Origin of the sequence: Levilactobacillus brevis ATCC 14869 = DSM 20054, assembly GCF_001433855.1 — a bacterium.
GTDB lineage: Bacteria > Bacillota > Bacilli > Lactobacillales > Lactobacillaceae > Levilactobacillus > Levilactobacillus brevis.
The window spans coordinates 59,742-84,007 of sequence record NZ_AZCP01000006.1 but is presented as its reverse complement, the minus strand read 5'-3'; the positions used below and the strand labels follow the sequence as shown (position 1 = coordinate 84,007).

At 46.8% G+C, this 24,266-nt stretch carries 22 protein-coding genes and 1 other annotated feature; of the genes, 21 read left to right on the top strand and 1 reads right to left on the bottom strand.

The window, feature by feature from the left end; genetic code table 11:
- The first annotated feature begins 37 nt into the window (after positions 1–37).
- The 16 genes from FC61_RS11140 (at position 38) to recA (ending at position 15,707) form a co-directional block, all read left to right on the top strand.
- Positions 38–1,360 (top strand): bifunctional folylpolyglutamate synthase/dihydrofolate synthase, encoded by a 1,323-nt coding sequence (locus FC61_RS11140; RefSeq protein ID WP_021742869.1) that lies wholly within the window; start codon positions 38–40, stop codon positions 1,358–1,360.
- Positions 1,361–1,399: 39 nt separating this feature from the next.
- Positions 1,400–2,062, top strand: coding sequence for a JAB domain-containing protein (locus FC61_RS11135; protein ID WP_021742870.1), 663 nt, complete (start codon positions 1,400–1,402; stop codon positions 2,060–2,062).
- 152 nt (positions 2,063–2,214) lie between these two features.
- On the top strand, positions 2,215–3,219 hold the full coding sequence (locus FC61_RS11130; protein ID WP_011668119.1) for a rod shape-determining protein: 1,005 nt from the start codon (positions 2,215–2,217) through the stop codon (positions 3,217–3,219).
- An 81-nt stretch (positions 3,220–3,300) separates the two neighbouring features.
- Complete coding sequence (mreC, locus tag FC61_RS11125; RefSeq protein ID WP_021742871.1) at positions 3,301–4,152, top strand: rod shape-determining protein MreC; 852 nt, start codon at positions 3,301–3,303, stop codon at positions 4,150–4,152.
- A 13-nt stretch (positions 4,153–4,165) separates the two neighbouring features.
- Positions 4,166–4,693 (top strand): rod shape-determining protein MreD, encoded by a 528-nt coding sequence (mreD, locus tag FC61_RS11120; protein ID WP_011668117.1) that lies wholly within the window; start codon positions 4,166–4,168, stop codon positions 4,691–4,693.
- Positions 4,694–4,711: 18 nt separating this feature from the next.
- Entirely contained in the window at positions 4,712–5,383 is a 672-nt protein-coding gene (locus tag FC61_RS11115; protein WP_035465104.1) for a septum site-determining protein MinC, read from the top strand.
- A gap of 2 nt (positions 5,384–5,385) precedes the next feature.
- A complete protein-coding gene (gene minD, locus FC61_RS11110; protein WP_011668115.1) occupies positions 5,386–6,192 on the top strand; it encodes a septum site-determining protein MinD in 807 nt (268 codons plus the stop codon).
- A 54-nt stretch (positions 6,193–6,246) separates the two neighbouring features.
- Positions 6,247–6,474: a binding site (T-box leader), on the top strand.
- A gap of 182 nt (positions 6,475–6,656) precedes the next feature.
- A complete protein-coding gene (locus FC61_RS11105) occupies positions 6,657–7,298 on the top strand; it encodes an amino acid ABC transporter permease (protein WP_011668114.1) in 642 nt (213 codons plus the stop codon).
- Between the two features lie 18 nt (positions 7,299–7,316).
- Positions 7,317–7,952: an amino acid ABC transporter ATP-binding protein gene (locus tag FC61_RS11100; RefSeq protein WP_021742874.1), complete on the top strand. Its 636-nt coding sequence runs from the start codon at positions 7,317–7,319 to the stop codon at positions 7,950–7,952.
- Positions 7,953–7,964: 12 nt separating this feature from the next.
- Positions 7,965–8,807 carry an amino acid ABC transporter substrate-binding protein gene (locus tag FC61_RS11095; protein WP_021742875.1) on the top strand — a complete coding sequence of 281 codons (843 nt, stop codon included), beginning with the start codon at positions 7,965–7,967 and terminating at the stop codon, positions 8,805–8,807.
- Between the two features lie 132 nt (positions 8,808–8,939).
- On the top strand, positions 8,940–10,235 hold the full coding sequence (gene yfmF, locus FC61_RS11090) for an EF-P 5-aminopentanol modification-associated protein YfmF (RefSeq protein WP_021742876.1): 1,296 nt from the start codon (positions 8,940–8,942) through the stop codon (positions 10,233–10,235).
- On the top strand, positions 10,213–11,502 hold the full coding sequence (gene yfmH / locus FC61_RS11085; RefSeq protein WP_021742877.1) for an EF-P 5-aminopentanol modification-associated protein YfmH: 1,290 nt from the start codon (positions 10,213–10,215) through the stop codon (positions 11,500–11,502). Before yfmF ends, yfmH begins: the two co-directional genes overlap by 23 nt.
- Positions 11,503–11,615: 113 nt before the next feature.
- Positions 11,616–12,521, top strand: coding sequence for a helix-turn-helix domain-containing protein (locus FC61_RS11080; protein ID WP_021742878.1), 906 nt, complete (start codon positions 11,616–11,618; stop codon positions 12,519–12,521).
- A gap of 65 nt (positions 12,522–12,586) precedes the next feature.
- On the top strand, positions 12,587–13,174 hold the full coding sequence (pgsA, locus tag FC61_RS11075) for a CDP-diacylglycerol--glycerol-3-phosphate 3-phosphatidyltransferase (RefSeq protein ID WP_011668109.1): 588 nt from the start codon (positions 12,587–12,589) through the stop codon (positions 13,172–13,174).
- A gap of 55 nt (positions 13,175–13,229) precedes the next feature.
- Entirely contained in the window at positions 13,230–14,480 is a 1,251-nt protein-coding gene (locus FC61_RS11070; protein ID WP_021742879.1) for a competence/damage-inducible protein A, read from the top strand.
- Positions 14,481–14,573: 93 nt separating this feature from the next.
- Entirely contained in the window at positions 14,574–15,707 is a 1,134-nt protein-coding gene (recA, locus tag FC61_RS11065; RefSeq protein ID WP_011667973.1) for a recombinase RecA, read from the top strand.
- Positions 15,708–15,789: 82 nt separating this feature from the next.
- On the opposite strand, the gene FC61_RS12500 is transcribed toward recA, so the two are convergent.
- Complete coding sequence (locus tag FC61_RS12500; protein ID WP_021742880.1) at positions 15,790–15,942, bottom strand: hypothetical protein; 153 nt, start codon at positions 15,940–15,942, stop codon at positions 15,790–15,792.
- A gap of 327 nt (positions 15,943–16,269) precedes the next feature.
- Between FC61_RS12500 and rny the strand changes: the two genes are divergently transcribed.
- From rny to ruvA, 5 genes are all read left to right on the top strand, one after another.
- The gene (rny, locus tag FC61_RS11060) at positions 16,270–17,829 is read left to right on the top strand and encodes a ribonuclease Y (protein ID WP_011667971.1); all 1,560 of its coding nucleotides are present in this window, start codon (positions 16,270–16,272) and stop codon (positions 17,827–17,829) included.
- 131 nt (positions 17,830–17,960) lie between these two features.
- A complete protein-coding gene (locus FC61_RS11055) occupies positions 17,961–18,755 on the top strand; it encodes a TIGR00282 family metallophosphoesterase (protein ID WP_024525499.1) in 795 nt (264 codons plus the stop codon).
- A 28-nt stretch (positions 18,756–18,783) separates the two neighbouring features.
- The gene (mutS, locus tag FC61_RS11050) at positions 18,784–21,462 is read left to right on the top strand and encodes a DNA mismatch repair protein MutS (protein WP_035465106.1); all 2,679 of its coding nucleotides are present in this window, start codon (positions 18,784–18,786) and stop codon (positions 21,460–21,462) included.
- 21 nt (positions 21,463–21,483) lie between these two features.
- Entirely contained in the window at positions 21,484–23,502 is a 2,019-nt protein-coding gene (gene mutL, locus FC61_RS11045) for a DNA mismatch repair endonuclease MutL (protein ID WP_035465107.1), read from the top strand.
- Between the two features lie 141 nt (positions 23,503–23,643).
- Positions 23,644–24,252: a Holliday junction branch migration protein RuvA gene (gene ruvA, locus FC61_RS11040; protein WP_011667967.1), complete on the top strand. Its 609-nt coding sequence runs from the start codon at positions 23,644–23,646 to the stop codon at positions 24,250–24,252.
- The last annotated feature ends 14 nt before the right edge of the window (positions 24,253–24,266 follow it).

Below are 24,266 nucleotides of genomic sequence, written 5' to 3'. Positions count from 1 at the left end.
ACACTTAAACACAGTGATTATGCGGGAGGGGTAGATTTTGATAACGACGTATGCTGAAGCATTACAATTTATTCATGGACGGGATCGCTTCAAAAAAAAGCCGACACTCGATCGAATGCGCGAATTTATGCGGCGACTAGGCAACCCACAGGAAAAGTTAACCATGATTCATGTGGCGGGCACCAATGGTAAAGGGTCGACTGTCGCATTTCTACGTGACTTATTCATGGCAGAAGGGCAGACGGTGGGGACGTTTACCTCACCGTTCATCACGCGCTTTAACGAACGGATTAGTACGGATGGCACTCCCATCAGTGATGATGACTTAGTGGCGATGACGCAACAGGTTCAGCCGGTTGTCGCGCAGTTAGATCAAGAACTGGCCGAGAATGGACCGACTGAATTTGAAATTGATACAGCACTGATGTTTTGCTACTTTGCCCAGCACCCCGTGGATATGGTCATTGTTGAGGTTGGCTTGGGTGGCTTGTATGATTCCACCAATATCATCACACCGGCAGTCAGCGTGATTACCACGATTGGGTTAGACCATATGAAAATTTTGGGTGATACCATTCCCGAGATTGCCGCGCAAAAGGCCGGGATTATTAAACCACAAGTCCCCGTTATCTGTGGTCGCTTGACACCCGAAGCATTAGCGGTGATGGATCAAACGGCGGCTGCTAAATCAGCCATGATAGTTGCATTAGGTCGAGACTTTCAGGTGAACAATCAACCACATGACCAGTGGGGCGAGCGCTTCGGTTTTGCGTTTAAAACGAATCGATGGCAACATTTGCAAATCGACTTACTGGGGCAATATCAAATTGATAATGCCGCGACGGCTCTAACGGCTTTTCTGGTCTATCACCAGCAACGTCAATTGCCAGTGAGTGTGACTACCATTCGACAGGGGCTGAGTCACACGGCGTGGCCCGGTCGTTTTGAACGGGTGAATGAGCAACCACTGATGGTGATTGATGGTGCCCACAATGAGCCAGCAATGGTGGAAATGGCCCAACTTTTGCGTCAACACTTTGGTGATCGAGAGGTTTATGTGATTCTGGCAATTTTGGCCGATAAGCAGTACCAGCAGATGGTGAAGACTCTCTTACAGGTCCCCAACGTTCATGTGGTTGTGACGCAGTTTCAAGGGCCGGGTAAACGGCAGGCTGCCAGTCCTGATGCCTTAGAACAAGCAGCGACGACACACGAGCGATTAAGTTCAGCGCCGGATTGGCCGAGTGCCTTGAAACAAATCCTGGCAACCATGTCTGCTGAGGATGTTGTGCTACTCACGGGCTCCTTGTATTTTATTTCTGAAGTTCGACATTATTTTAAGGAAACAGACGCGTCGTAAGCCAATAAGTGCGGAGCTAAGCTGTAAGAGGTGAGGCGCATGCAACGGGTACAATTAACGACACAAACGGAACCACAATTGGTCGGCCGAGTATTGGTCAGCTTGGGACTAGCACACGCCAGTGAAAGACAGCGCTTTTTTCAGTATTTTCACAGTGTGGCCGCTGTGCGGTATGCCAGTCGTCGGCAGCAACGGGCTTATGTTAGTGGAAATCGGCAACGTCAGGCCTTATTGACAGCCATTGAGTTAGGGCGGTGGGCCGAAAAAGCACCCCGGCCCATTTTAGGTGAAGTTCTGGCAAGCAGTCAGCTGGGACAAGTCTTGATGGATGACTTACGTTACCTATTGCAGGAGCAACTAGAGGTATTGGCGCTGGATGCCCAACACCGAATTATCGAACGACAAACCGTTTTTCAGGGGACACTCAATAGTTGTCCCGTCCATCCCCGAGAAATTTTCCGGGTTGCGGTGATGAGTGGCGCTGCAACAGTAATTGTGGCCCATAATCATCCGAGTGGGCAGCCACAACCATCCACTAGTGATCGCGCGTTTATGCAACGGTTAGCGGCCTGCGGACAGTTAATGGGAATTCCGCTATTGGATGGCTTTGTGGTGGGACTGCATAGCTATTTTAGTTTTAAGGAAGCCGGAATTTTACCGAAAACGGTTGAAAAAAGGATAGAACCTTTAAAAACTAATTAAAATCACTTTTAGGTATTTCTTTCTCGTTAAAAGTTCGGTATTCTTGACATTGACGACGTGTTCTCACGTAGATAGGTATGTTATAATACGTCTATCAATGAATAAGACAAAAATCCATTAAAATTTTGTTGACAATGAAGGGATGAAACATAGTGTTCGGATTAGGAACGAAAAATATTGGAATCGATTTAGGTACCGCCAATACCATTGTTTACGTTGACGGTAAGGGAATCGTTCTTCGTGAACCTTCTGTTGTCGCCAAGAACACAAAGTCCGGAGAAATTGTGTCCGTCGGTGAAGACGCACGCGCAATGATCGGCCGGACACCGGGTAGCATTGTGGCTATTCGGCCAATGAAAGATGGTGTGATTGCCGACTACGATACAACGGTTGCCATGATGAAATACTTCATCGAAAAAACAGTTGGTCGTTCAAGCGGTAAGCCATATGTCATGGTTTGTGTGCCTAGCGGTGTAACGGAAGTTGAAAAACGAGCAGTGATTGACGCCACTCGGGTTGCCGGTGCGCGCGATGCTTATGTGATTGAGGAACCATTTGCTGCGGCAATTGGCGCTGGCTTGCCCGTAATGGACCCAACTGGAAGCATGGTTGTTGATATGGGTGGTGGGACCACCGATGTTGCAACGATTTCCCTAGGGGGCATTGTGTCTAGCCGTTCGATTCGGGTAGCGGGTGATAAGTTAGATGATGCGATTGCAACTTATGTGCGGTCTAACTTTAACCTGTTAATCGGTGAACGGACTGCTGAAAAGCTGAAGATGGACATTGGTTCCGCATCAGTTGAGGCAGCTGAGAAGATTGAGGGCGCAACGATTCGCGGACGTGACTTGATTACAGGTCTGCCCAAAGCCGTTGAAGTGTCGGCGGTTGATGTCGCTAAGGCAATTCAAGAACCCGTCCAAGATGTGATTACAGCAATCAAGGAAACCCTTGAAGAAACTTCACCAGAAATCGCAGCCGATGTGATTGATCATGGGATTGTGTTAACTGGTGGTGGTGCGCTATTGAAAAACTTATCAGAAGTAATTGCGGAAGCAACCAAAGTTCCGGTCTCCATTGCAAGTGACCCATTGGATTGTGTGGCTGCTGGTACTGGTGAATCATTAAAGAGTATCGATGTCATGAAGAAAAAATAGGGACTAGCGGGAAGGCAGCTTCCCGCTTCTTTATTGTGACGGTATGTCGTTAAGGGCGTACCCGAAAAATGGAGGTCAAACATGCAGAAATTTTCTTTCAATCGGCGACTAGTGATTATCATCGTTTGCTTGATTGTCAGCTTTGCTTTGATGACAGTGTCTGTTGCTATCCGTAACAAGAAATCGACGCCGCCGTTGGTGCAACAATTTGGTAATGATATTGTTGGTCTAGTCGATCGGGTTGTGGCAATTCCTAGTAATGGGTTGAGTGGTTCAGTTAGTTCCATTTCTGAATTGTTGAATACGTATCAAGAAAACCAACAACTGAAAAAACAAGTCAGCGAGTTGGCTCAGACTAAAGTACGTGATCAAACACTGGCCAAAGAAAACCAACAGCTGAAAAAAGAAGTTAGTCTAAATAACTCGTTAACGGATTACACAGCGGTAACGGCATCGGTTATTACGCGGACACCATCATCTTGGCAAAATCAAGTGGTGATTAACAAAGGGGCGTCTGCCGGTGTTCAAAAGAACATGCCGGTTATGTCTGGCTCTGGTTTAATTGGCCGGGTTGCCGAAGTTAATAAAACCAACTCGAAGGTGGAATTAATCACCGATAATAATGACTCTGCTAATCGCTTTGCCGTTTCAATTACGACGAAGTCTGGCAAGACAGTTAATGGTGTTCTAAGTGGGTATAAGGCCGCAACTGGTCAAATTACCATGAATAACATTACAACCAAAGCTAAGATCAGCAAGGGTGATAAGGTCGTTACCAGTGGTTTAGGTGGGCTAACACCCAAGGGCTTGTATGTGGGGAAAGTTGCCAAGACAACTGGAGATGACTACGGGTTATCCACGAAACTCTACATTACACCAGCTACTGATCTCAGTGACCTAAATATTGTGACGGTTGCTGTGACGAAGTCGTAGAGGGGGATTAGTCGTGTATCGATTATCAAAGTTACGCTTTGGCTTCCCCATCGGCTTATTCTTTTGGTTATTGATAGATGGGACTGTTAGCCAAGTTTTTAGCGTTCAGTTATTTCGAACACCATCAACCATGGTTAGTCATTTAGTGGTGTTGTGGTTAGTGTGTGGCGCTATTTTTGAAGCAGATAGTGCCCTTTCGATGCCGTTGGCGCGATGGGCAGCAGTGGCGGGGGCCGTATTTGATCTCTATTACACGGGGATCTTTGGTCTATACGTCTTTATTTTTCCGTTGGTCATCTACATGACGCGTCGACTAGTGAGTTGGATTCGACCGAACTTTTTGAGTGGTCTCTTGGTCTATTTCATTGACATTACAGTCGTGGAAGCCTTGGGGTACTTAGCGAGCCGGGCGATGCACCTCAATGATGCCTCGGGGAATGCCTTTTTGGTGAATACTTTAGGGCCAACACTGGCGTTTAATTTGGCAATGTTTGTCATCTTATATTTCCCCATTCGTTGGGTGTATAATTGGTTAAAATAGGTGGAGGGAACGAACACTATGCAGGCTGCCGTATTACGCGGAACGCAAAACGGCTATGACTTGGTCTTAAAGCAATCAGCGAGTCTGGACCAGATCTTGGTCGATTTAAAAGTATTACTAGAAAATCTCAAGGTAGATCCGCAGGCGTTAGCAGCGTCGAAAGTCTCGTTGGATGTTTTGACAGAAGATCGAATTTTGACGGCGGATGAAAAGGCTCGAATTGAGCAATTGATCGCCCAATATCCGCGATTTGAAATTCATAAAATTGCCGCAAATGTTATGACGATCGCTGATGCGGTTCAGCTACGTGAGCGTGAAAATGTTCATCTCCTGAGTAAAGTGATTCGTAATGGGCAGGAGGTTGCCATGACTGGTGACGTTCTGTTCTTAGGCAAGATTCATGAAGGTGGTAAACTGCGGACAACGGGGAATATCTTCTCAATGGGGGATGTCGCCGGGATTTTGCAAGCGGGGTATCCCGATGATGAATCAAAATTGATTATGGGAAACTTACAAAATGCCCAACAGGTTCGAATTGCTGAGCAGTTTGAGATTGTTGAACCAGGACAATTGAGCGACTCACAACAAACAATTGCCCACGTCAATGACTTACACGTGTTGACGTTCGGTAAATTAGCGAACTTGAAGAAAATCAATCCGAAGTTGTACAACCAGATTGGAGGAATTTAATAATGGGAAAAGCAATTGTGATCACCTCCGGTAAGGGTGGCGTTGGTAAAACAACGACGAGCGCCAACATTGGCACGGCTTTAGCCTTAATGGGTAAACGGGTGTGCTTAATGGACCTAGACATCGGTTTACGGAATTTGGACGTGGTTTTAGGGCTGGATAACCGAATCATTTATGATATTGTGGATGTGGCGGAAGGCCGGGCTAAATTACCGCAGGCGTTGGTTAAGGATAAGCGGTTTGATGATAAGCTTTATTTGTTGCCAGCTGCTCAAAATACCGATAAGACAGCTTTGGAACCTGAACAGGTCAAAGAAATTGTGGATGAATTAAAGCCAGAATATGACTATGTTTTGATTGACTGTCCAGCGGGAATCGAACAGGGTTTCATGAACGCAGTTGCTGGTGCTGATGCCGCGATTGTCGTAACGACGCCGGAAATTTCAGCTGTCCGTGATGCCGATCGAGTTGTGGGATTACTGGAACAACATCCCCTGACAGAAGCACCACGGTTGCTGATCAACCGTATTCGCCGCAATATGATGCAAGATGGGTCAATGATGGATATTGATGAAATCACGCACCATTTGGGCATTGAACTCCTAGGAATTATTTTTGATGACGATGCTGTCATCACGACCTCTAACCAAGGGGAACCGGTTGTGATGGAAACTGAAAATCCGGCTGGTCAAGGGTATCGGAATGTTGCCCGTCGCTTGGAAGGCGAGACGGTGCCTTTAATGAAGATTGAAGAGCAAGAAGATACCGGTTTTTGGCATCGGGTTAGCAGTTGGTTTCACCGCGGCTAAAAAAAAGCACTTGACAGTTTCCAATAAAAATCGTAGGATACTGTCAACGAAAGAAAAAAGACAGTGAACAGAAGAGTAGTTGAATTAAGGGTCATCAGAAAGCTTCGGTTGATGGGAAGAAGCGGTCTTAATTTGGCGAAACACATCTGTGAGTTGGCCGTTTGAATGAAGTAGAATGGTCCGGGTTAGCCCGTTATCGCTGGAGTTGCTTGCAACTCGCTGAGGTTGACGCAGTGATGTGTCAACAAACAGAGGTGGAACCACGATGTGATCGTCCTCTTAGGTCTTTGGACCTAAGAGGACTTTTTTATTTCACCGATGAAATGACAGTGAGAAACGGGGAACTCCGTGAGTCGGCGTGACGTGAGTTCGTCGAAAGCATGAGGTGGTACCGCGTTCAAACGCCCTCTTGAGATTTCAATCTCAAGGGGGCGTTTTTTAGTTGTTAGAAGGAGGAGAATTAGATGCACTACGTAAATGAGATTTTACCATCATTGGTTTCTGGAACGGGCATGACGTTATCCATTTTCTTTTGGACGATTATTGTGGCGATTCCATTAGGGATTTTAGTCGGCTTGGGAATGACCACGCGGTTTAAACCCTTGACTTGGTTAATTAATATCTATGTGTGGTTGATGCGAGGAACACCCCTGTTATTGCAATTAATTTTTGTTTTTTACGGGTTACCGATCATTGGGGTTGTTTTCCAGCGTTATGATGCGGCATTATTTGCTTTCATCTTAAACTATACGGCGTACTTTGCCGAGATCTTCCGGGGTGGGTTACAGGCTATTCCAGTGGGACAGTACGAGAGTGCTCGAGTGTTACGACTGACTCGGTGGCAAACGTTACGGCGAATTGTGATTCCTCAAGTGGTCAAAATTGTTTTACCATCAATTGGAAATGAGGTTATTAACTTAATCAAGGATTCTTCACTGGTTTATGTTATTGGCTTGGGTGATTTATTACGAGCAGGTAATGTTGCCATGTCGCGTGATGTGACCTTGGTACCGTTGGTTCTAGTTGGTGTGATTTACTTGCTACTCACGGCGGTTTGCACGATTGTTTTGAAACGGTTGGAAAAACACTATAGTTACTGGCGTTAATGAAAGGATGGTCACAGTATGTTAGAGCTTAAAGGAATTACAAAAAAATTTGGTGGTAAGACCATTCTGGATAATCTGAACTTAACCGTAACGGATGGTAAAATCTTAACCATTGTCGGGCCCTCAGGCGCTGGTAAAACAACGCTACTACGGTGTATCAGCGGACTTGAAACGGTTGATAGTGGCCAGTTCTTGTTGGATGGACAGCCTTTTGATCCAGCAACCAATCGGGACAATGACGCAGTAATCGGGGTTGTTTTTCAGGATTATCAACTTTTCCCTAATTTGACAGTCCGACAAAATGTGACGTTGGCTCCCACTATGGTGCTTAAACAGTCAGCGGCTGAAGCCAATGAAACGGCTCAGACTTTATTGGCACAATTGAATTTGGCTGATCAGGCTGATTTGTACCCATATGAATTGTCCGGTGGGCAGAAGCAACGGGTTGCCATTGTACGGGCCTTAGCGATGCGACCTAAATTGTTATGCTATGATGAACCAACGTCGGCGTTAGACCCAGATCTTCGCCGCGAAGTGCAACAGATTATTGTTCAACTGCGAGATGAGGGAATTACCCAGATCGTCGTGACCCATGATATCCCATTTGCCGAAGCGATTGCGGATCAGATGTTACGGGTTGAAGCCAAGAGTTAGGAGGGTGCTTAAATGAAAAAAGGATTACGAATTTGGGCACTCTTAGCTGTTTGCATTGGACTAAGTGGACTTTTGGCGGGCTGTCGAACCGTGACCCAACGAGCTAATACGGCGGATACTTGGTCTAAAGTTAAGCAGCAAAAGAAAGTGGTTGTTGGATTAGATGATAGCTTCGTACCGATGGGGTTTCGGCAGAAGAGTGGTAAGTTAGTCGGGTATGATATTGATTTGGCCCGAGCTGTCTTTAAACTGTATGGCATCAAGGTTGATTTTCAAACGATTGATTGGAACATGAATGTGACGGAGCTCCATAATGGGACGATTGATTTGATTTGGAACGGTTTTTCAATCACACCGCAACGCCAGAAACAAGCGGCTTTCTCTGACACGTATTTGTATAACGATCAGGTCTTAGTGACACTGAAGAAAAATAAGATTAACTCCTTTGCCGATATGCAAGGTAAAGTCTTAGGGGCTCAGACCGGGTCGTCGGGGGCCAATGATATTGACACGTATCCGAAGTTACTGAAGAATCGAATTAAAAATCACGAGGCGGTTACTTATGATTCCTTTACGAATGCCTTCATTGATTTGAATGTTGGTCGGATTCAGGGATTGTTGATAGATAGTACGTACGCCAACTATTATATTAAGCACCAGGCTCACCCTGAAAATTATCGCGTCACAACCGGCGCACTACCCAAGGAAAAGTTTGCGGTGGGGATGCGTAAAGGTGATGTGACAATGCGACACAAGATTAACGCGGGGTTAAAGCAGTTGGCGGCTAACGGGACGTTAAAGAAAATTAATGAAAAATGGTTTGGTAGCAACGTTGACACGCCACTATTAAAATAGATCAATAAACACAATGATGCCCAGCTTGTTGGGAAATCATTGTGTTTTTCTGTGGTCGGTTGCTTGTATTTATGTCGTGGTTCCCTTAAAATTAAACACCGATTAGTATTTTACTAGAGGAGGCCATGACGCGTGCACGTTCGCATACGAGATGGGGTAACACTGGATTTGTTACCCACGAAAAAATTTAAGACCATTGGCATTAAAGTGGACTTTGTCGCACCCTTACAGGCGACGGCCATTACGGCTCGGGCGTTGCTGGCCCAAGTGTTGGAAACCAGTACGGCCGAGTATCCAACCCAAACAGCATTAGCGCGTCAGCTCTCACGATTATACGGTGCCAGTTTTGGGATCAGTGTGGTGAAGTTGGGGACTAAGCACGTGATTCGCTTGACGTGTTCCGTCGTTGATGAACAGTATTTAGCACAATATCAGGATACGATGCCCTTATTTGAACGTGGCATGGCGCTACTACAGGCCGTTTTATTCGCGCCGTTATTACCCAACGGTAACTTTGATCCCACAACGTTTACGCAACAACGCCAAAATTTGTTGACCGCTATCAAGTCGTTAGACGATGATAAACAGTATCTGGCCAATCGACGGTTGCAGGAACTCTTATTTACGGGACAACCAGCGCAAGCAATGAGTGCTTTGGGTGATGTGACAACGTTAGGTGAGTTGACTGCGAATGATATTTTGGCGACTTATCACGAGATGTTGGCGCACGATGCTGTTCACGTGGCGGTCATTGGCGATGTAAGTGAGAAACGTGTGACAACGGCATTAGCGGCTTGGCCATTGGCGGAGCGACTTGAACCAACGACTGAGCCCTACTATCGCTGGACGGCCCGGTCACAGGTTCAGGCGGGAGACGACGAGGCACCAGTTGTGCAAGCTAAGTTAAATCTGGCTTACCAGTTACCGATCTATCGGTCAGACGCTGACTTCTTACCGGCAGTTGTCTTTAATGCGGCTTTCGGTGGCACACCGCTGTCGTTGCTGTTTACCAATGTTCGAGAAAAAGCCAGTCTAGCCTATTATGCTAGCAGTGATTACAATCCATTTACTGGCGCATTGACGGTGCAGACCGGGATTCAGGCACAGAATCAAGAACGGGTGATTGCGATTGTGACGGAGCAGTTGCAAGCCCTTCAAGCTGGTAAATTGTCGACCGAACTTTTGGCCGAAGTTAAAGCAAGCTTATTGAATGCCCGACTTGCCAGTTTAGATAGTCCGCAACGGCAATTGACGGGAGCCTTAAACAGTGGTTTAACGCATTTGCAAGAGCCTTTAACGCATTGGCAGGAAAAATTGGCGCAAGTGACCGTGGCTGACGTGCAACGTGTAGCGCAGCAAGTTAGTCTACAGGCAACTTATTGTTTACATGGAAAGGAGACCGGTGATGCTAACGAAACACGCGTATAGTCGTCTAGGCGAGACGGTGTATCAAACCACGCTCGAAAATGGTCTCAAAGTTATCTTGATTCCTAAGGCCGATTTTCATAAGACTTTTGCGGTTATGACAACAAATTATGGTGCCATTGATAATGAATTTGTGCCGCGTGGTCAGCAGCAGGCGGTCCGGTTCCCTGATGGCATTGCCCATTTTCTGGAACATAAATTATTTGAAAAAGAGGATCACGATGCGTTTGATTTATTTGGACAATATGGCGCAAGCGCGAATGCCTTTACGAGTTTTACGCAAACTAGCTATTTGTTTTCAACCACGAATCACGTTCGAGAAAACTTAGATATTTTGCTAGATTTTGTCCAAGAACCGTATTTCACCGCGGCAACTGTGAACAAGGAAAAAGGGATTATCGGTCAAGAAATTCAAATGTATGATGATGATCCAGGGTGGCAAAGCTACTTTGGCATGATCGGCCAGTTATATCCACGCGAGCCGCTGCACATTGATATTGCGGGAACCGTTGAGTCAATTGCCCAAATCACGGCGGATGATTTGTATGCGGCCTATCAGACATTTTATCATCCGAGCAATATGAGCTTGGTAATCGTTGGTCAATTGGAGCCAGAAACTGTGCTGGCCTGGATTACGGCTAATCAAGCACGCAAAACGTTTGGACCTAATGAGCCCATTCAGCGCGTAGCATCACCGCAAACACCCGCGGCTGAAATTGTCCCCCAAACGACGCGGCATCTAACGGTCACACGGCCAAAAGTTAGCATTGGCCTGCGGGGGTACGATGAGGTTCCCGCTGGTCGCGCTGGATTGCGCTATAGTGCCGCTGTGTCATTAGCATTGGATCTATTATTCAACGACACGGGTGATCACTATTTACGCTTATATGATGCTAACATTATTGATGATAGTTTTGGCTATGACTTCCAAGTCCAACGGGGCGCACATTTTGCTCAACTAGCAGGGGACACGGATCATCCGGAGACCTTTGTGAGTGAATTAACGGCAATTTTAGATGATGCAGCAGCGCAACTGGTTGCGGCTCAGGAACAATTTGACCTCGTCAAACGAGAGGCAATTGGCCGTTTGATTGGGGCAATTAACTCGGTTGAGGCAATTGCCAATCAGTATGATGGCCCCTTGTTCGGTGGTACGACAATTTTTGATGAACTGACGATTTTGGAGCAGTTGACCTTTGCAGATGTGCAACAGGCCTTAGCGGCATTTTTAGCGGCTAGTCAGCGGACGGTCTACACGATTCTGCCGTAAACGGAGGTTAAGAAACCGTTAAATCCTGAATTCTAGGTGCTGTCGCTGAAATTGAGGCGGTGCCTATGCTATACTGCATATAGAGAAATTTTGAACAGGTGGAGAATTAAATCATGAGTGATAACAGCAAAGTAACTTTGGGAAAGACGCTGCGGGATGCGCGAATTGCTAAGGGGTTTACCTTAGATGATTTGCAACAAGCAACTAAGATTCAAAAGCGTTATTTGATTGCGATTGAAGATCAGAACTTTGATGAGTTACCCGGCGATTTTTATGTTCGGGCCTTTATCAAGCAGTATGCTGATATGGTTGACTTGGATGGTGCTGAGCTGCTGAAACAATTTGACAGTACGCTTCCTAGTACACAGACGCAAGAATACGTTGATAAGGTCAATGAAAGTAATCCAGAAACCCGATCACAACAGCGTAAAGTTGATGATCGTTATGTTCAGTTACGCCGGACAATTCCCGTAATTGGCATTGTCATTGTGGTGTTAGCGGTTTTAGTCGGAATTTGGGTGGCGGCCGCGCATAATGGTAATTCAGGCACCAAGGATAATGTTGATAGTAGCTCGGTTAGCGTTTCAGGTAGCAGTACCAAGACGAGTAGCAGTAGCAGTCAGTCATCTTCTTCAAAGAGCTCTTCGAAAAAGAAGGCGGCTAAGACAGCAACCTTTAAGAAACTGAGTTCAACGACGTCTGGCTCAACTTGGGAACTAAAGAATGCATCAAGCAAGCCAAAGGTTAGTTTGTCAGCTACGAGTAGCGCTTGGATGTCAGTAACAATTAGTGGGGCAACAACTTGGCAAGGGACTTTGTCGACATCAACCTCACATTCGTTAACGATTCCAAGCTCAGCCACGAGTGTGACCTTTAAGTTTGGTAATGCACCGGCAACTAAGGTAAAGATTGATGGCAAGAGCTTTAACTTCAACTCATCAACCAGTACCAGTAGTGCATCTAGTTCAAGTACAACCACGTCTTCTCAAGTACAAACTGTGACGTTGGAACTGAAGTAACCAGAAAGCGGGTCGGTCCGTTGCGACCGGTACGCTTTTTTATTTATTTATAAGGAGGAATTGTTGTGAATTTACCCAATCGTCTAACTATTGTTCGAATTATTTTGATTCCCATCTTTATTTTGTTACTGGTCTTGCCTTTGAATTGGGGAACGGTTACGTGGCTAGGAACGGCGATTCCGGTTGCGCAAATTTGGGGCGCCGTTGTTTTTGCGGCGGCTTCGATTACTGATTTCTTAGATGGGCAGATTGCACGGCGGCAGCATCTGGTAACGAATTTCGGCAAATTTGCAGATCCGTTGGCAGATAAGATGATTGTCATGACGGCCTTTATTTTGTTAGTTTCGATGAACGCTGTGCCAGCGTGGGGAGTGGCCATTATCGTCTGTCGCGAACTAGCCGTCACTGGTTTACGGTTAATCGTGGTTGAAACGGGTGGTCAAGTCTTAGCAGCAGCTTGGCCAGGTAAGATAAAAACCACGACTCAAATGGTCGGAATTATTTTGTTATTATTGAATAACATCGGCTTTAGTACGCTACACTTCCCAATGGCGTTGACGTTCTTCTACATTTGCTTATTCTTCACGATTTACTCGGGAATTGATTACTTTGTTCAAAACCGACAAGTTTTTGCGGAATCTTCAGCGGAATAAAAACTAACGGGAACTTTTTGCGGAAGTAACTAAGGCATCATCGGGAGGGATTCAAGTGCAAGCAGAAATTATTGCGGTTGGTACAGAGATTTTACTCGGGCAAATTGTGGATACGAACTCTGCCTTCATTGCGCGCGAACTGGCGGAAGCTGGGATTGAGGTGTATTACCATTCTCTAGTAGGTGATAACGCAACCCGGTTAACGGCTGTTGTTGAACAAGCCCGTTCGCGGAGCGATTTAGTGATTATTAGTGGGGGATTAGGACCGACCAAAGATGATTTGACAAAACAAACGGTCGCTCACTTGTTAGGCGTAAAGTTGGTTGAAGATGCGTTGGCAATGGCTAAGATTCGTCGCCGGTTTGCTATCAATGGCCGTGAGATGACGCCTAATAATCGCCTACAAGCTTTATATCCAGCAGGCAGTCAACCCTTAGCAAATCGGACTGGGTTAGCTGTGGGAGCTTTTTATCAAGATCCTGATGGTGCGGACATCATGCTATTACCGGGACCACCAAGTGAGACTGAACCCATGTTTCGTGAGCAAGCCTTACCCCTGCTGAAGCAAACATATCCACGAAGTGAGTACTTGTCTTCACGGGTACTTCGGTTCTTTGGCATCGGCGAAAGTCAATTGGTCACTCAACTGAGTGATCTGATTGACCAGCAGACTAATCCGACCATCGCTCCTTATGCTAAAGTTAATGAAGTAACGTTACGTTTAACCGCACAGGCCCCGGATGAGATGCAAGGGCAACGCCTCTTAGATGACTTAACGGCGACGATTAAGGCCCGCGTAGGGGATTATCTTTATGGTTATGGTGATGATAATTCATTGGCGGCAGTGGTGGTTCAGACACTAATTGACCGTCAATTGACCATTACGGCTGCTGAGAGCTTAACGGCCGGTCAATTTCAAAGTACCTTGGGAAGTGTTCCCGGTGTTTCGGTGGTTTTCCCTGGTGGTTTTGTCACCTATGCGGCCAGTGCCAAGCATGACTTATTGGGAGTCTCGCAGGCCACGATTGATCAAGATGGTGTGGTTAGTGCGGCCACAGCTAAGGAAATGGCATCACGTTCTCGAGAACGGCTGGATACTGATTTTTCGTTGAGCTTCACGGGAGTTGCTGGCCCGGACGCCTTGGAAGGCCAACCGGCTGGAACAGTCTGGTTAGGTTTAGCGCAACGGGGGCAACAACCACAGGCAAAACTGTTACATTTGACGGGTACGCGATCGGCAATTCGGGAACGGAGTGTCTTGACCGGGTTGGACTGGTTGCGACGAACATTGCAAAAAGTAAAATAAAAAAAGGGGAACTTTTGTTCTGCTTTTGCTTGCTTTTTAGTTAGTAAACCCGTATAGTATTACTTGAATATTGATCCATTAAGGAGGTTCTCAATGGCTGACGAACGACAAGCGGCGCTGGATAAAGCGCTGAAGAAGATTGAAAAAGACTTTGGTAAAGGCTCGATTATGCGATTAGGGGACAATAGTAACCTCGAAGTTGAGACCGTACCATCAGGCTCGTTAGCACTTGACGTTGCCTTGGGTGTCGGCGGTTACCCTCGCGGACGGATTGTAGAAATTTATGGTCCAGAATCTTCTGGGAAGACGACCGTTGCTCTGCACGCAGTTGCCGAGGTCCAAAAGCGTGGTGGAACAGCCGCCTATATTGATGCTGAAAATGCGTTGGATCCAGCCTATGCAACGGCATTAGGGGTTAACATTGATGATTTATTGCTGTCGCAGCCAGATACTGGGGAACAAGGCTTGCAAATCGCTGATGCCTTGATTTCCAGTGGTGCGATTGACATTGTCGTGGTTGATTCCGTGGCAGCCTTAGTGCCACGTGCTGAAATTGAAGGCGAAATGGGTGATGCTCACGTGGGTCTGCAAGCCCGATTGATGTCACAAGCCTTACGGAAGCTATCTGGGACCATCAATAAAACGAAGACAATCGCGTTATTTATCAATCAGATTCGGGAAAAAGTTGGTGTGATGTTTGGTAATCCAGAGACCACACCAGGTGGCCGGGCACTGAAATTCTATGCAACAGTGCGGTTAGAGGTACGACGGGCCGAACAGATTAAAGATGGCACGGATGTTATCGGTAACCGAACGCGAATCAAGGTCGTTAAGAACAAGGTTGCGCCGCCATTTAAACGGGCCGAAGTTGATATCATGTACGGGCAAGGAATCTCACAAACCGGTGAATTGCTCGACATGGCGGTTGAGAAAGATATCGTTGATAAAAGCGGTTCTTGGTATTCTTATGGTGAAGACCGAATTGGTCAAGGCCGAGAGAATGCTAAACAGTACTTGGCAGATCATCCAGATATGATGGCTGAAGTTAATCAACGTGTCCGGGCTGCTTACGGTGTTGGCGATGAAGAAGCCGCAGCGACTAAAGCAACTGAGACGAAGACTGATGCGCCTAAAGACAAGGATAAAGGGAAGACAAAGGCTAAAGATAAACCGGCCGATGTTACTCCCGGTCAGATTGAGTTAGCACCAGACAAATCAGCTAAATAATCATGACCAGAACCTCTAAGACCGACTAATCGATCTTAGAGGTTTTTATAATCTTTTAAATTTAAAGAAGTGGTACGCTAGCTTATTGTTGACGTTGCAGTTTGCTCAGCAGATAGCCGGTAACGCCTAAGAGAATAATCAGACCGATAATTTGGTTCATACCGAAGTGTGGTGAAGTAACGATCCAGAGACAATCAAGCAGCATAACTGAAAAGGCCAAGATAATCTTCTTCATGTGACAGCACTCCTTTCTTATTAAGAATCATAGTTGCTGCAATTTTGAACGTAATTGAAATAACCCCTGAATAGTCGGGTTAGTAAAGATCACTTTAGTTCGAGAAAATTCTTAATTCTTAGAAGTTAACCAACCTAAGGTTAACCGTCTTAACCGGCAAACCCGTGATTAATGAATTATTTGCGTGGATACTGGTGGATTCCGGCGAGTTTAGTTGACAGCATTGAGGGCAACCATTAAAATTAAGGTTGTGTCAAATTAGCAAATGAACATCTTAAAACGTCTGATTTAACTATTAGTCATTTTTGATGATGCGGAGGTGGAATCATGAGTGTTCCAATTGTAATCCTCGCAATCATCGCTATCGTTGTTGGTGTTGTGGGCGGGTATTATTTACGTAAGTCCGTTCACGAGCGGAAACTAGATGCAGCTAAGTACACCGCTGCTGGTGTCTTAGCTGAAGCTAAGAAGCAGGCTGAGACTGCGACCAAGGAAGCTCTGTTAGAGGCCAAGGAAGACAGTCACAAGTACCGCGCAGAGGTCGAAACCGAGCTGAAAGAACGTCGTGCCGAAGTTCAGAAGCAAGAAGATCGCTTGATTCAACGGGAAGAAACGTTGGACCGGAAAGATAACTCTCTGGAAAAACGCGAAAACTCGCTAAATCGACGGGACAAGAAACTCAGTGCTGAAGAGCAGAATTTAGTTAAGAAGCAACAGCAAGCAGACTCACTGATTGAAAAACGCCAGGCAGCGGTGGAAGCCGTTGCCGCCTTATCCCAGGATGATGCGCGTGAGCTGATTATTTCCGAAGCCAAAACAGCTTTGGCCAGCGAACGAGCAAAGATGATTAAAGAAAGTGAAGAGACCGCGCGTAAGACGGCTCAGGCCAACGCTAAGGATCTGATTGTGTCAGCTATTCAGCGAAGTGCTGCTGATATGGTAACTGAAACTACGATTACTGTGGTGACGTTACCAAATGATGACATGAAAGGCCGGATCATCGGTCGTGAAGGGCGAAACATTCGAACACTCGAAACGCTAACGGGTATTGATTTAATTATTGATGATACGCCGGAAGCAGTGGTGTTGAGTGGATTTGATCCATTACGGCGGGAAGTGGCCAAGATTGCGTTGGAAAAATTGATTCAAGACGGGCGGATTCATCCAGCCCGGATTGAAGAAATGGTGGCAAAGGCCAAAAAAGAACTGGACGAACACGTCCGGGAGCTTGGCGAGCAAGCAACCTTTGACCTGGGCATTCATTCCATGCATCCCGAGTTGGTCAAGCTCGTTGGTCGCTTGAACTTTCGGATTTCTCATGGGCAAAACGCGTTGGCCCATTCAATCGAAGTTGCTAAAATCACTGGGGTGTTGGCAGCTGAATTAGGTGAGGATGTTACGTTAGCAAAACGTGCAGGATTATTACACGATATTGGTCGTGCTGCCGAGCATGAAGACGATAATTCTTACATTACCACGGGAATGGAACTGACAAAGAAGTATCGTGAAAGTTCCGTTGTCGTCAATGCAATCGCCGCTCAAGCAGAAGAAACGGCCGCGCAGTCTGTGATTGCGGAACTGGTTAGCACCGCTGATATCATTTCAGCGACGCGTCCAGGTGCACGCTCGGATTCCTTAGAAAGCTATATTCACCGTTTGGATAAACTGGAGACCATTGCCAATGAATTTGACGGCGTGGATCATAGTTTTGCCATTCAAGCGGGACGAGAGGTTCGAGTCATTGTACGGCCCGATCGGATTTCGGATACGGATGCTGTGGTCTTGGCACGAGACATTAAACAGCAGATTGAGGGTGACTTGGATTATCCAGGTCACGTCAAGGTTTCTGTTATTCGGGAAGTACGATCAGTTGAATATGCAAAATAAGTCAGAGAAGCTAGGCCAGTTGGTTCTAGCTTTTTTACGTCTGTTTAGACGCAAAGCATGGTAAAATAGAGGGTATTTAATAGAACTGGCTCATGGGTCAGTGGCCACGAAGGCTAGATAGGGGAACGAAAATGCGAATTTTGTTTGTCGGCGATGTTGTTGGGAACTTAGGAATGGCGATGATTCATGAGTACCTGCCACAGCTCAAGCGGGACCTAAAACCACAGGTGACGATTGTGAATGGGGAAAATTCAACCCCGGTTGGCCGCGGGATTAGTCAAACCATTTATAAGCAGCTTCTCAAGGATGGCGCCGATGTAGTGACGATGGGCAATCATACGTGGGATAACGCTGAATTGTATGACTTCATTGGTGATGCCAAGCGACTAGTTCGGCCAGCCAATTTTCCCGGCGTCACCCCCGGGCAAGGGTGGACTAAAGTAAAGGTTAATCAGCAGACATTGGCCGTTGTTAATCTGCAAGGCCGAGTCTTTATGAATCCTTTAGACGATCCCTTTGCTAAGATGCATGACTTGTTCCCTAAGTTAGAAACAGACTTTGTGTTTGTTGATTTTCATGCCGAGACAACAAGTGAAAAACGGGCCTTTGCTATGCGCTATGATGGCCAGGTTTCCGCGGTTGTTGGTACGCACACACACGTCCAAACTAGCGATGCGCAGGTCTTAGCTGGCGGGACGGCCTTTATGACGGAAGCCGGTATGACCGGTCCTGCTGATAGTATTTTAGGCATGCAAGCAGATAGTGTGATTGAGCGCTTTGAGAATCAACGACCAACGCGTTACACGGTACAGGCGGCTGGTCCGGGACTACTTTCCGGCGCCGTAATTGATTTGAATGATAAAACGGGGCATGCAACGGCAATTCGGCCAATCCTGATTAGCCCGCAGCACCCCTACCAAAGTTAATCGATGATGGAAGGATGAACCATTTTTCATGACTAAAACAAGCACAACCCCTATGATGGAGCAGTATCAGAAGATTAAGGATCAATACCCCGATGCCTTTTTATTCTATCGTCTCGGTGACTTCTATGAGATGTTTAATGAGGATGCAGTCAAGGGGTCACAATTGTTGGAGTTGACGCTAACGACCCGGAGTCACAGCGCCAAGAATCCCATCCCAATGTGTGGCGTGCCCCATAAGGCCGTCCAGAGCTACATTGATATTTTGGTAGATCAGGGCTATAAGGTTGCCATTTGTGAACAAATGGAAGATCCCAAGCTTGCCAAAGGGATGGTTAAGCGCGAAGTAATCCAACTGGTCACGCCGGGGACACAAACGGATACTGGCGCAGCTGGTGCCAAGCGTAATAATTATCTGACAGCCTTGACGTTGGCTGATTCAGGCGAATATGGTCTGGCCTACACCGACTTGTCAACCGGTGAGCTGAAAGCCGCTGCGATCACTGGCGAGGATGCTGTGTTGAACGAGCTGATGAGTCTACAAACCAAAGAAGTCGTGGTTGATACCACGGTTGCCGAGGGACTACGCCAACGCATGAAGCAGTTAGGCATGATGATTTCGACGCAAGATGCCATCCAAACTAGCTCAGAGATTAGCTACGTCGAGCAGGACTTAACCACGGATTTATTACGGCAAGTTGTGGGTGTCTTAGTGACCTATGTGACGATGACGCAAAAGCGAAGTTTAGCGCATTTGCAACGGGCAGTTGTCTATCAACCAACGGCCTTTTTGAAGATGGATCACGCTTCGCAAACGAATCTGGAACTGACGCAAAACTTGCGGACCAAGAAAAAGTCAGGAACGCTACTGTGGTTGCTGGATGAAACCAAGACAGCTATGGGTGGTCGACTGTTAAAGCAGTGGTTAGATCGCCCATTAATTGATCGTCAACAGATTGAAAACCGGCAAGCACGCGTGGCCGCGCTGCTGGATCATTACTTTGAACGAAATAGCTTGCAAGAAGAGTTGGTCAAAGTCTATGATCTTGAACGATTGGCTGGTCGAGTGGCCTTTGGGAGCGTTAACGGCCGTGATTTGATCCAGCTGCAAACGTCCCTCGAACAAGTCCCACAGATTCAACATACCATTGAAGAACTTGATGAGCCGGTCTTTGATGCCACTTTGGCGGGCTTGGATCCAGTCAGTGACGTGGCTGATGCCATTCGTGCTGCGATTGTTCCGGAACCGCCCTTATCCGTTGCCGATGGTGGCGTTATTCGTGATGGGTTTAATGCGCAACTTGACGAGTATCGTGACGCTATGCGTAATGGGAAGACCTGGTTAGCCGAATTGGAAGCCCATGAACGTGAAGTTACTGGGATTAATAATTTAAAAATTGGCTACAACCATGTCTTTGGCTATTACATTGAAGTGACTAAGGTCAATTTGAGTAAATTACCGGCCGACCGCTATGAGCGAAAACAGACTTTGACCAATGCCGAACGGTTCTCGACACCAGAATTAAAGGAAAAAGAACGGTTGATTTTAGAGGCTGAGGAAAAATCGGTGGCGTTGGAATATAAGTTGTTCGTGGAACTTCGCGAACAAGTTAAAGCGGCCATTACGAGACTGCAAAAATTAGCCGCAGTTATCGCCAGTTTGGATGTCTTGCAGAGCTTTGCAGTCGTCAGCGAAGACTATCACTTTGTTCAGCCTAAGCTAGTGAGTGGTCATCAGTTAAAGATTACCCAAGGTCGGCATCCGGTGGTTGAAAAAGTATTAGGCCGACAATCTTATGTGCCCAATGATGTTACGATGGATGACCAAACCAATATTTTGCTGATTACGGGACCCAATATGTCTGGTAAAAGTACCTATATGCGCCAATTAGCCTTGACGGTGATTATGGCGCAAATGGGTTGCTTTGTCCCAGCTGAAGCAGCTGAAATGCCCATCTTCGATCAGATCTTTACACGGATTGGTGCGGCCGATGATTTAATTTCGGGGCAGAGTACGTTCATGGTCGAAATGCAAGAGGCCAATCGGGCACTGAGTCACGCCACGGCTAACAGTTTGATTCTATTTGATGAAATTGGCCGGGGAACGGCGACCTATGATGGGATGGCTTTGGCTCAAGCGATCATTGAGTACGTTCATAATCGCGTTCATGCCAAGACGTTGTTCTCAACGCACTATCACGAACTAACGGCTTTAGATGAATCACTCAAGCAATTAAAGAATGTTCATGTGGGTGCCGTTGAACGAGATGGCGACTTAGTTTTCTTGCACCAGATGCAACCAGGCCCTGCGGACAAGTCTTACGGTATTCACGTGGCCAAGTTAGCAGGAATGCCAACCAAGCTGCTTCAACGTGCCGAAGTTATTTTGACAGATCTGGAACAAAGTGCGGCTAATCAGCCAGTAGCAGCTGCTTCTCAGTCAAGCAGTGCACCGGCTGAGCCTGCCCAAGCACCGGTAAGTGATTCGGTGGTAGCACAGGACGTTGTCGCAAGCGCGTCAGAACCGCAAGAAAAGGTGGCAGCAGTTCCGGAAACGGACCAACAATTATCGTTGTTCTCAGATGCCCCAGAGTTGAGCCCAGCTCAGGCTAAGGTATTGGAACAGATCAGTCAGTTGAATCTCATGGGGATGACCCCCATGGCGATTATGAATCAGGTCTACCAGTGGCAACAAAAGCTGACTAAATAATGACGAAAGGAGCGGATGGCAGTGCCAAAAATTCATGAATTAGCGTCAGTTCTAGCTGACCAGATTGCAGCGGGTGAAGTGGTTGAGCGACCAGCCTCAGTGGTTAAAGAATTGGTGGAAAATGCCATCGATGCTCACAGCACGCAAATTGATATTACGGTAGAAGAAGCCGGCCTACAGCGTATTGTCGTTGTTGATGACGGTGATGGGATTGCCGATGAAGATAGTGAGATGGCTTTTAAGCGGCATGCTACCAGTAAAATTACGGATCGGCGTGACTTGTTTCGGATTAAGTCGTTGGGCTTTCGTGGTGAAGCGTTGCCTAGTATCGCGTCTGTCGCCGATGTGACCTTGATTACGTCAACTGGCGGTGTCGGAACTGAGATTCATAATGTCGGTGGGATTATTCAAGAACACAAGGCGGCCGAAGCGCGTAAGGGAACCACGGTGATTGTTAAAGAGCTGTTTGGTAACGTTCCTGCTCGGTTGAAGTATCTGAAGTCACCAGCAACGGAATTAGCGCGGATTACGGATATCGTTAATCGCTTAGCACTGAGTTATCCGACGGTTGCTTTTTCATTAGTCCATAATGGTCGCGAGCTGACCCGGACAACTGGGCGTGGTGACTTACAACAAGTCATTGCCGGTATTTATGGTGTCCAGAGTGCCCGCAAGATGGTGGCGATTAGTGGGCAAAATCCAGACTTTCGGATAACGGGATATGTAAGTTTACCGGAACTGACGCGTGCAAGTCGGCAGTATATTTCACTTTTGTTGAATGGGCGTTATATCCACAACTTTCAATTGAGTAAGGCGTTGATTGCGGGATACGGCTCCAAGTTAATGGTTGGTCGCTACCCACTGGCGGTTTTAGACATCCAGATGGATCCACTTTTAGTGGATGTGAACGTGCATCCAACCAAGCAAGAAGTACGCATCAGCCAAGAAGCTGAGTTAACCCAGCTCATTCAAGAGACCGTCTTCAAGCGCTTGTCCCAAGAAAATCTGATTCCAGATGTTTTTGATGAGGTCCAAACCAAACAACCAGAAACTAAAACAACAGATCAACTGACGATGGCGTTAAATGACGTCTCGGCCAAGTACGACATGTCCGATCGGCAGGTTCGTGGTGCCCAACAGATGCCTAGTGAAAGTGCTGCCCAGCCCAGTGACGCTGCGCCGGTCGCGACGTCAGCGGGGCAGCCCGCACCGTTACAAACGCCGGAGGAAGTCCCCGTTGAACCAGTCGTGGTTCATGATAAGCGTGATTTTGCGACACCAGCAGTTCAGCAATTTGATGCCAAGTATCGGCAAGAGCAGGTCGCCGCGCCATTGGGACAATCCGCGGCCCCAGATGCTGTCGACCAGCCTGCCGTAGAGTCAATAGCACCAATTGAACCCGTTCAAGCAACACCCGCACAACGGTTCCCAACTTTGCGCTATTTAGGACAGGTTCATGGAACTTACTTGTTAGCAGAAGCGGATGATGGCCTATACCTGGTTGACCAACACGCGGCTCAAGAACGGGTGAATTATGAATTTTACCGTCAGGCAATTGGAGAAGTCAGTGATGATGAACAGAAATTATTGGTGCCAATCGTATTAGATTATCCAACGACGGATGTCTTGGAGTTGACGAATCACTTGGAAACATTGGCAAGTGTGGGCATTCACTTAGACTCATTTGGACCAAACAGCTTCATTGTGCACGAACATCCAACGTGGTTCAAAGCAGGACAAGAGACGGCAACCATTCAAGAAATGATTGATTGGGTACTCAAAGATGGCAAAATCTCGGTCGCTGCTTTTCGGGAAAAGACGGCAATTATGATGAGTTGTAAACGGGCAATTAAAGCCAATCATCACCTTGACGATCAGCAAGCCCGGGCGTTACTCCAGAAATTGGCAACAGCTGAGAATCCTTTCAACTGTCCACATGGCCGACCGGTTTTGGTTCATTTCACGGATCAGGATTTGGAAAAATTATTCAAGCGAATTCAGGACCCACACCACAGTGGGGATGATTGGGAAGAGGCGTAAGGCCTGTTGGATTGCCGGTAATGGGTGTAAGTGACCAGATGATTGGGTTGCAGGCTGGACCAGTAAAATTACCAGTTTTGCAACCTGATGTGGTACAATTTGAGAAGCAAACATACGTTTTCTTAAAGGAGAGTTACTGGAATGTACGAATACCTTCACGGCCTCATTACAGCGGTCTATCCGGACCATGTAGTGGTAGATGTCAATGGCGTCGGTTATTTAGTGAATACGGCGAACCCTTATCGTTATGAAGTGAGTGCCACAGCAGTTACGATTTATGTGTATCAGGCAGTCAGCGATACGGCACAAACCTTATACGGGTTTAGCGATTTTGCCGAAAAACAATTATTTCTAAAATTAATCAATGTCAACGGTATTGGCCCTAAAAGTGCGTTGGCCATTTTGGCTAACCCGGATCATCAGGGACTGATGATGGCAATTAAAACCAACGATACTGGATTCTTAACCAAGTTCCCTGGGGTGGGAAAGAAGACGGCTGGTCAAATCGTGTTAGACTTGCAAAATAAGTTAGATGATTTAGCACCGGCTACTGATGATAATACCCTGTTCACACCAGAAGTGGCCCCGACAACTACTGAAAATCCGCAGTTAGCCGATGCCTTGGCAGCGTTGACGGCACTGGGATACCGGGAGACGGCGGTTAAGAAAATCACCGCGCAATTGCGTCAGTTTAATGGTCAAACAACCAATGATTACTTGAGTGAAGGATTGCGGTTGTTGACTAAATAGGAAGGGGGAAAAGC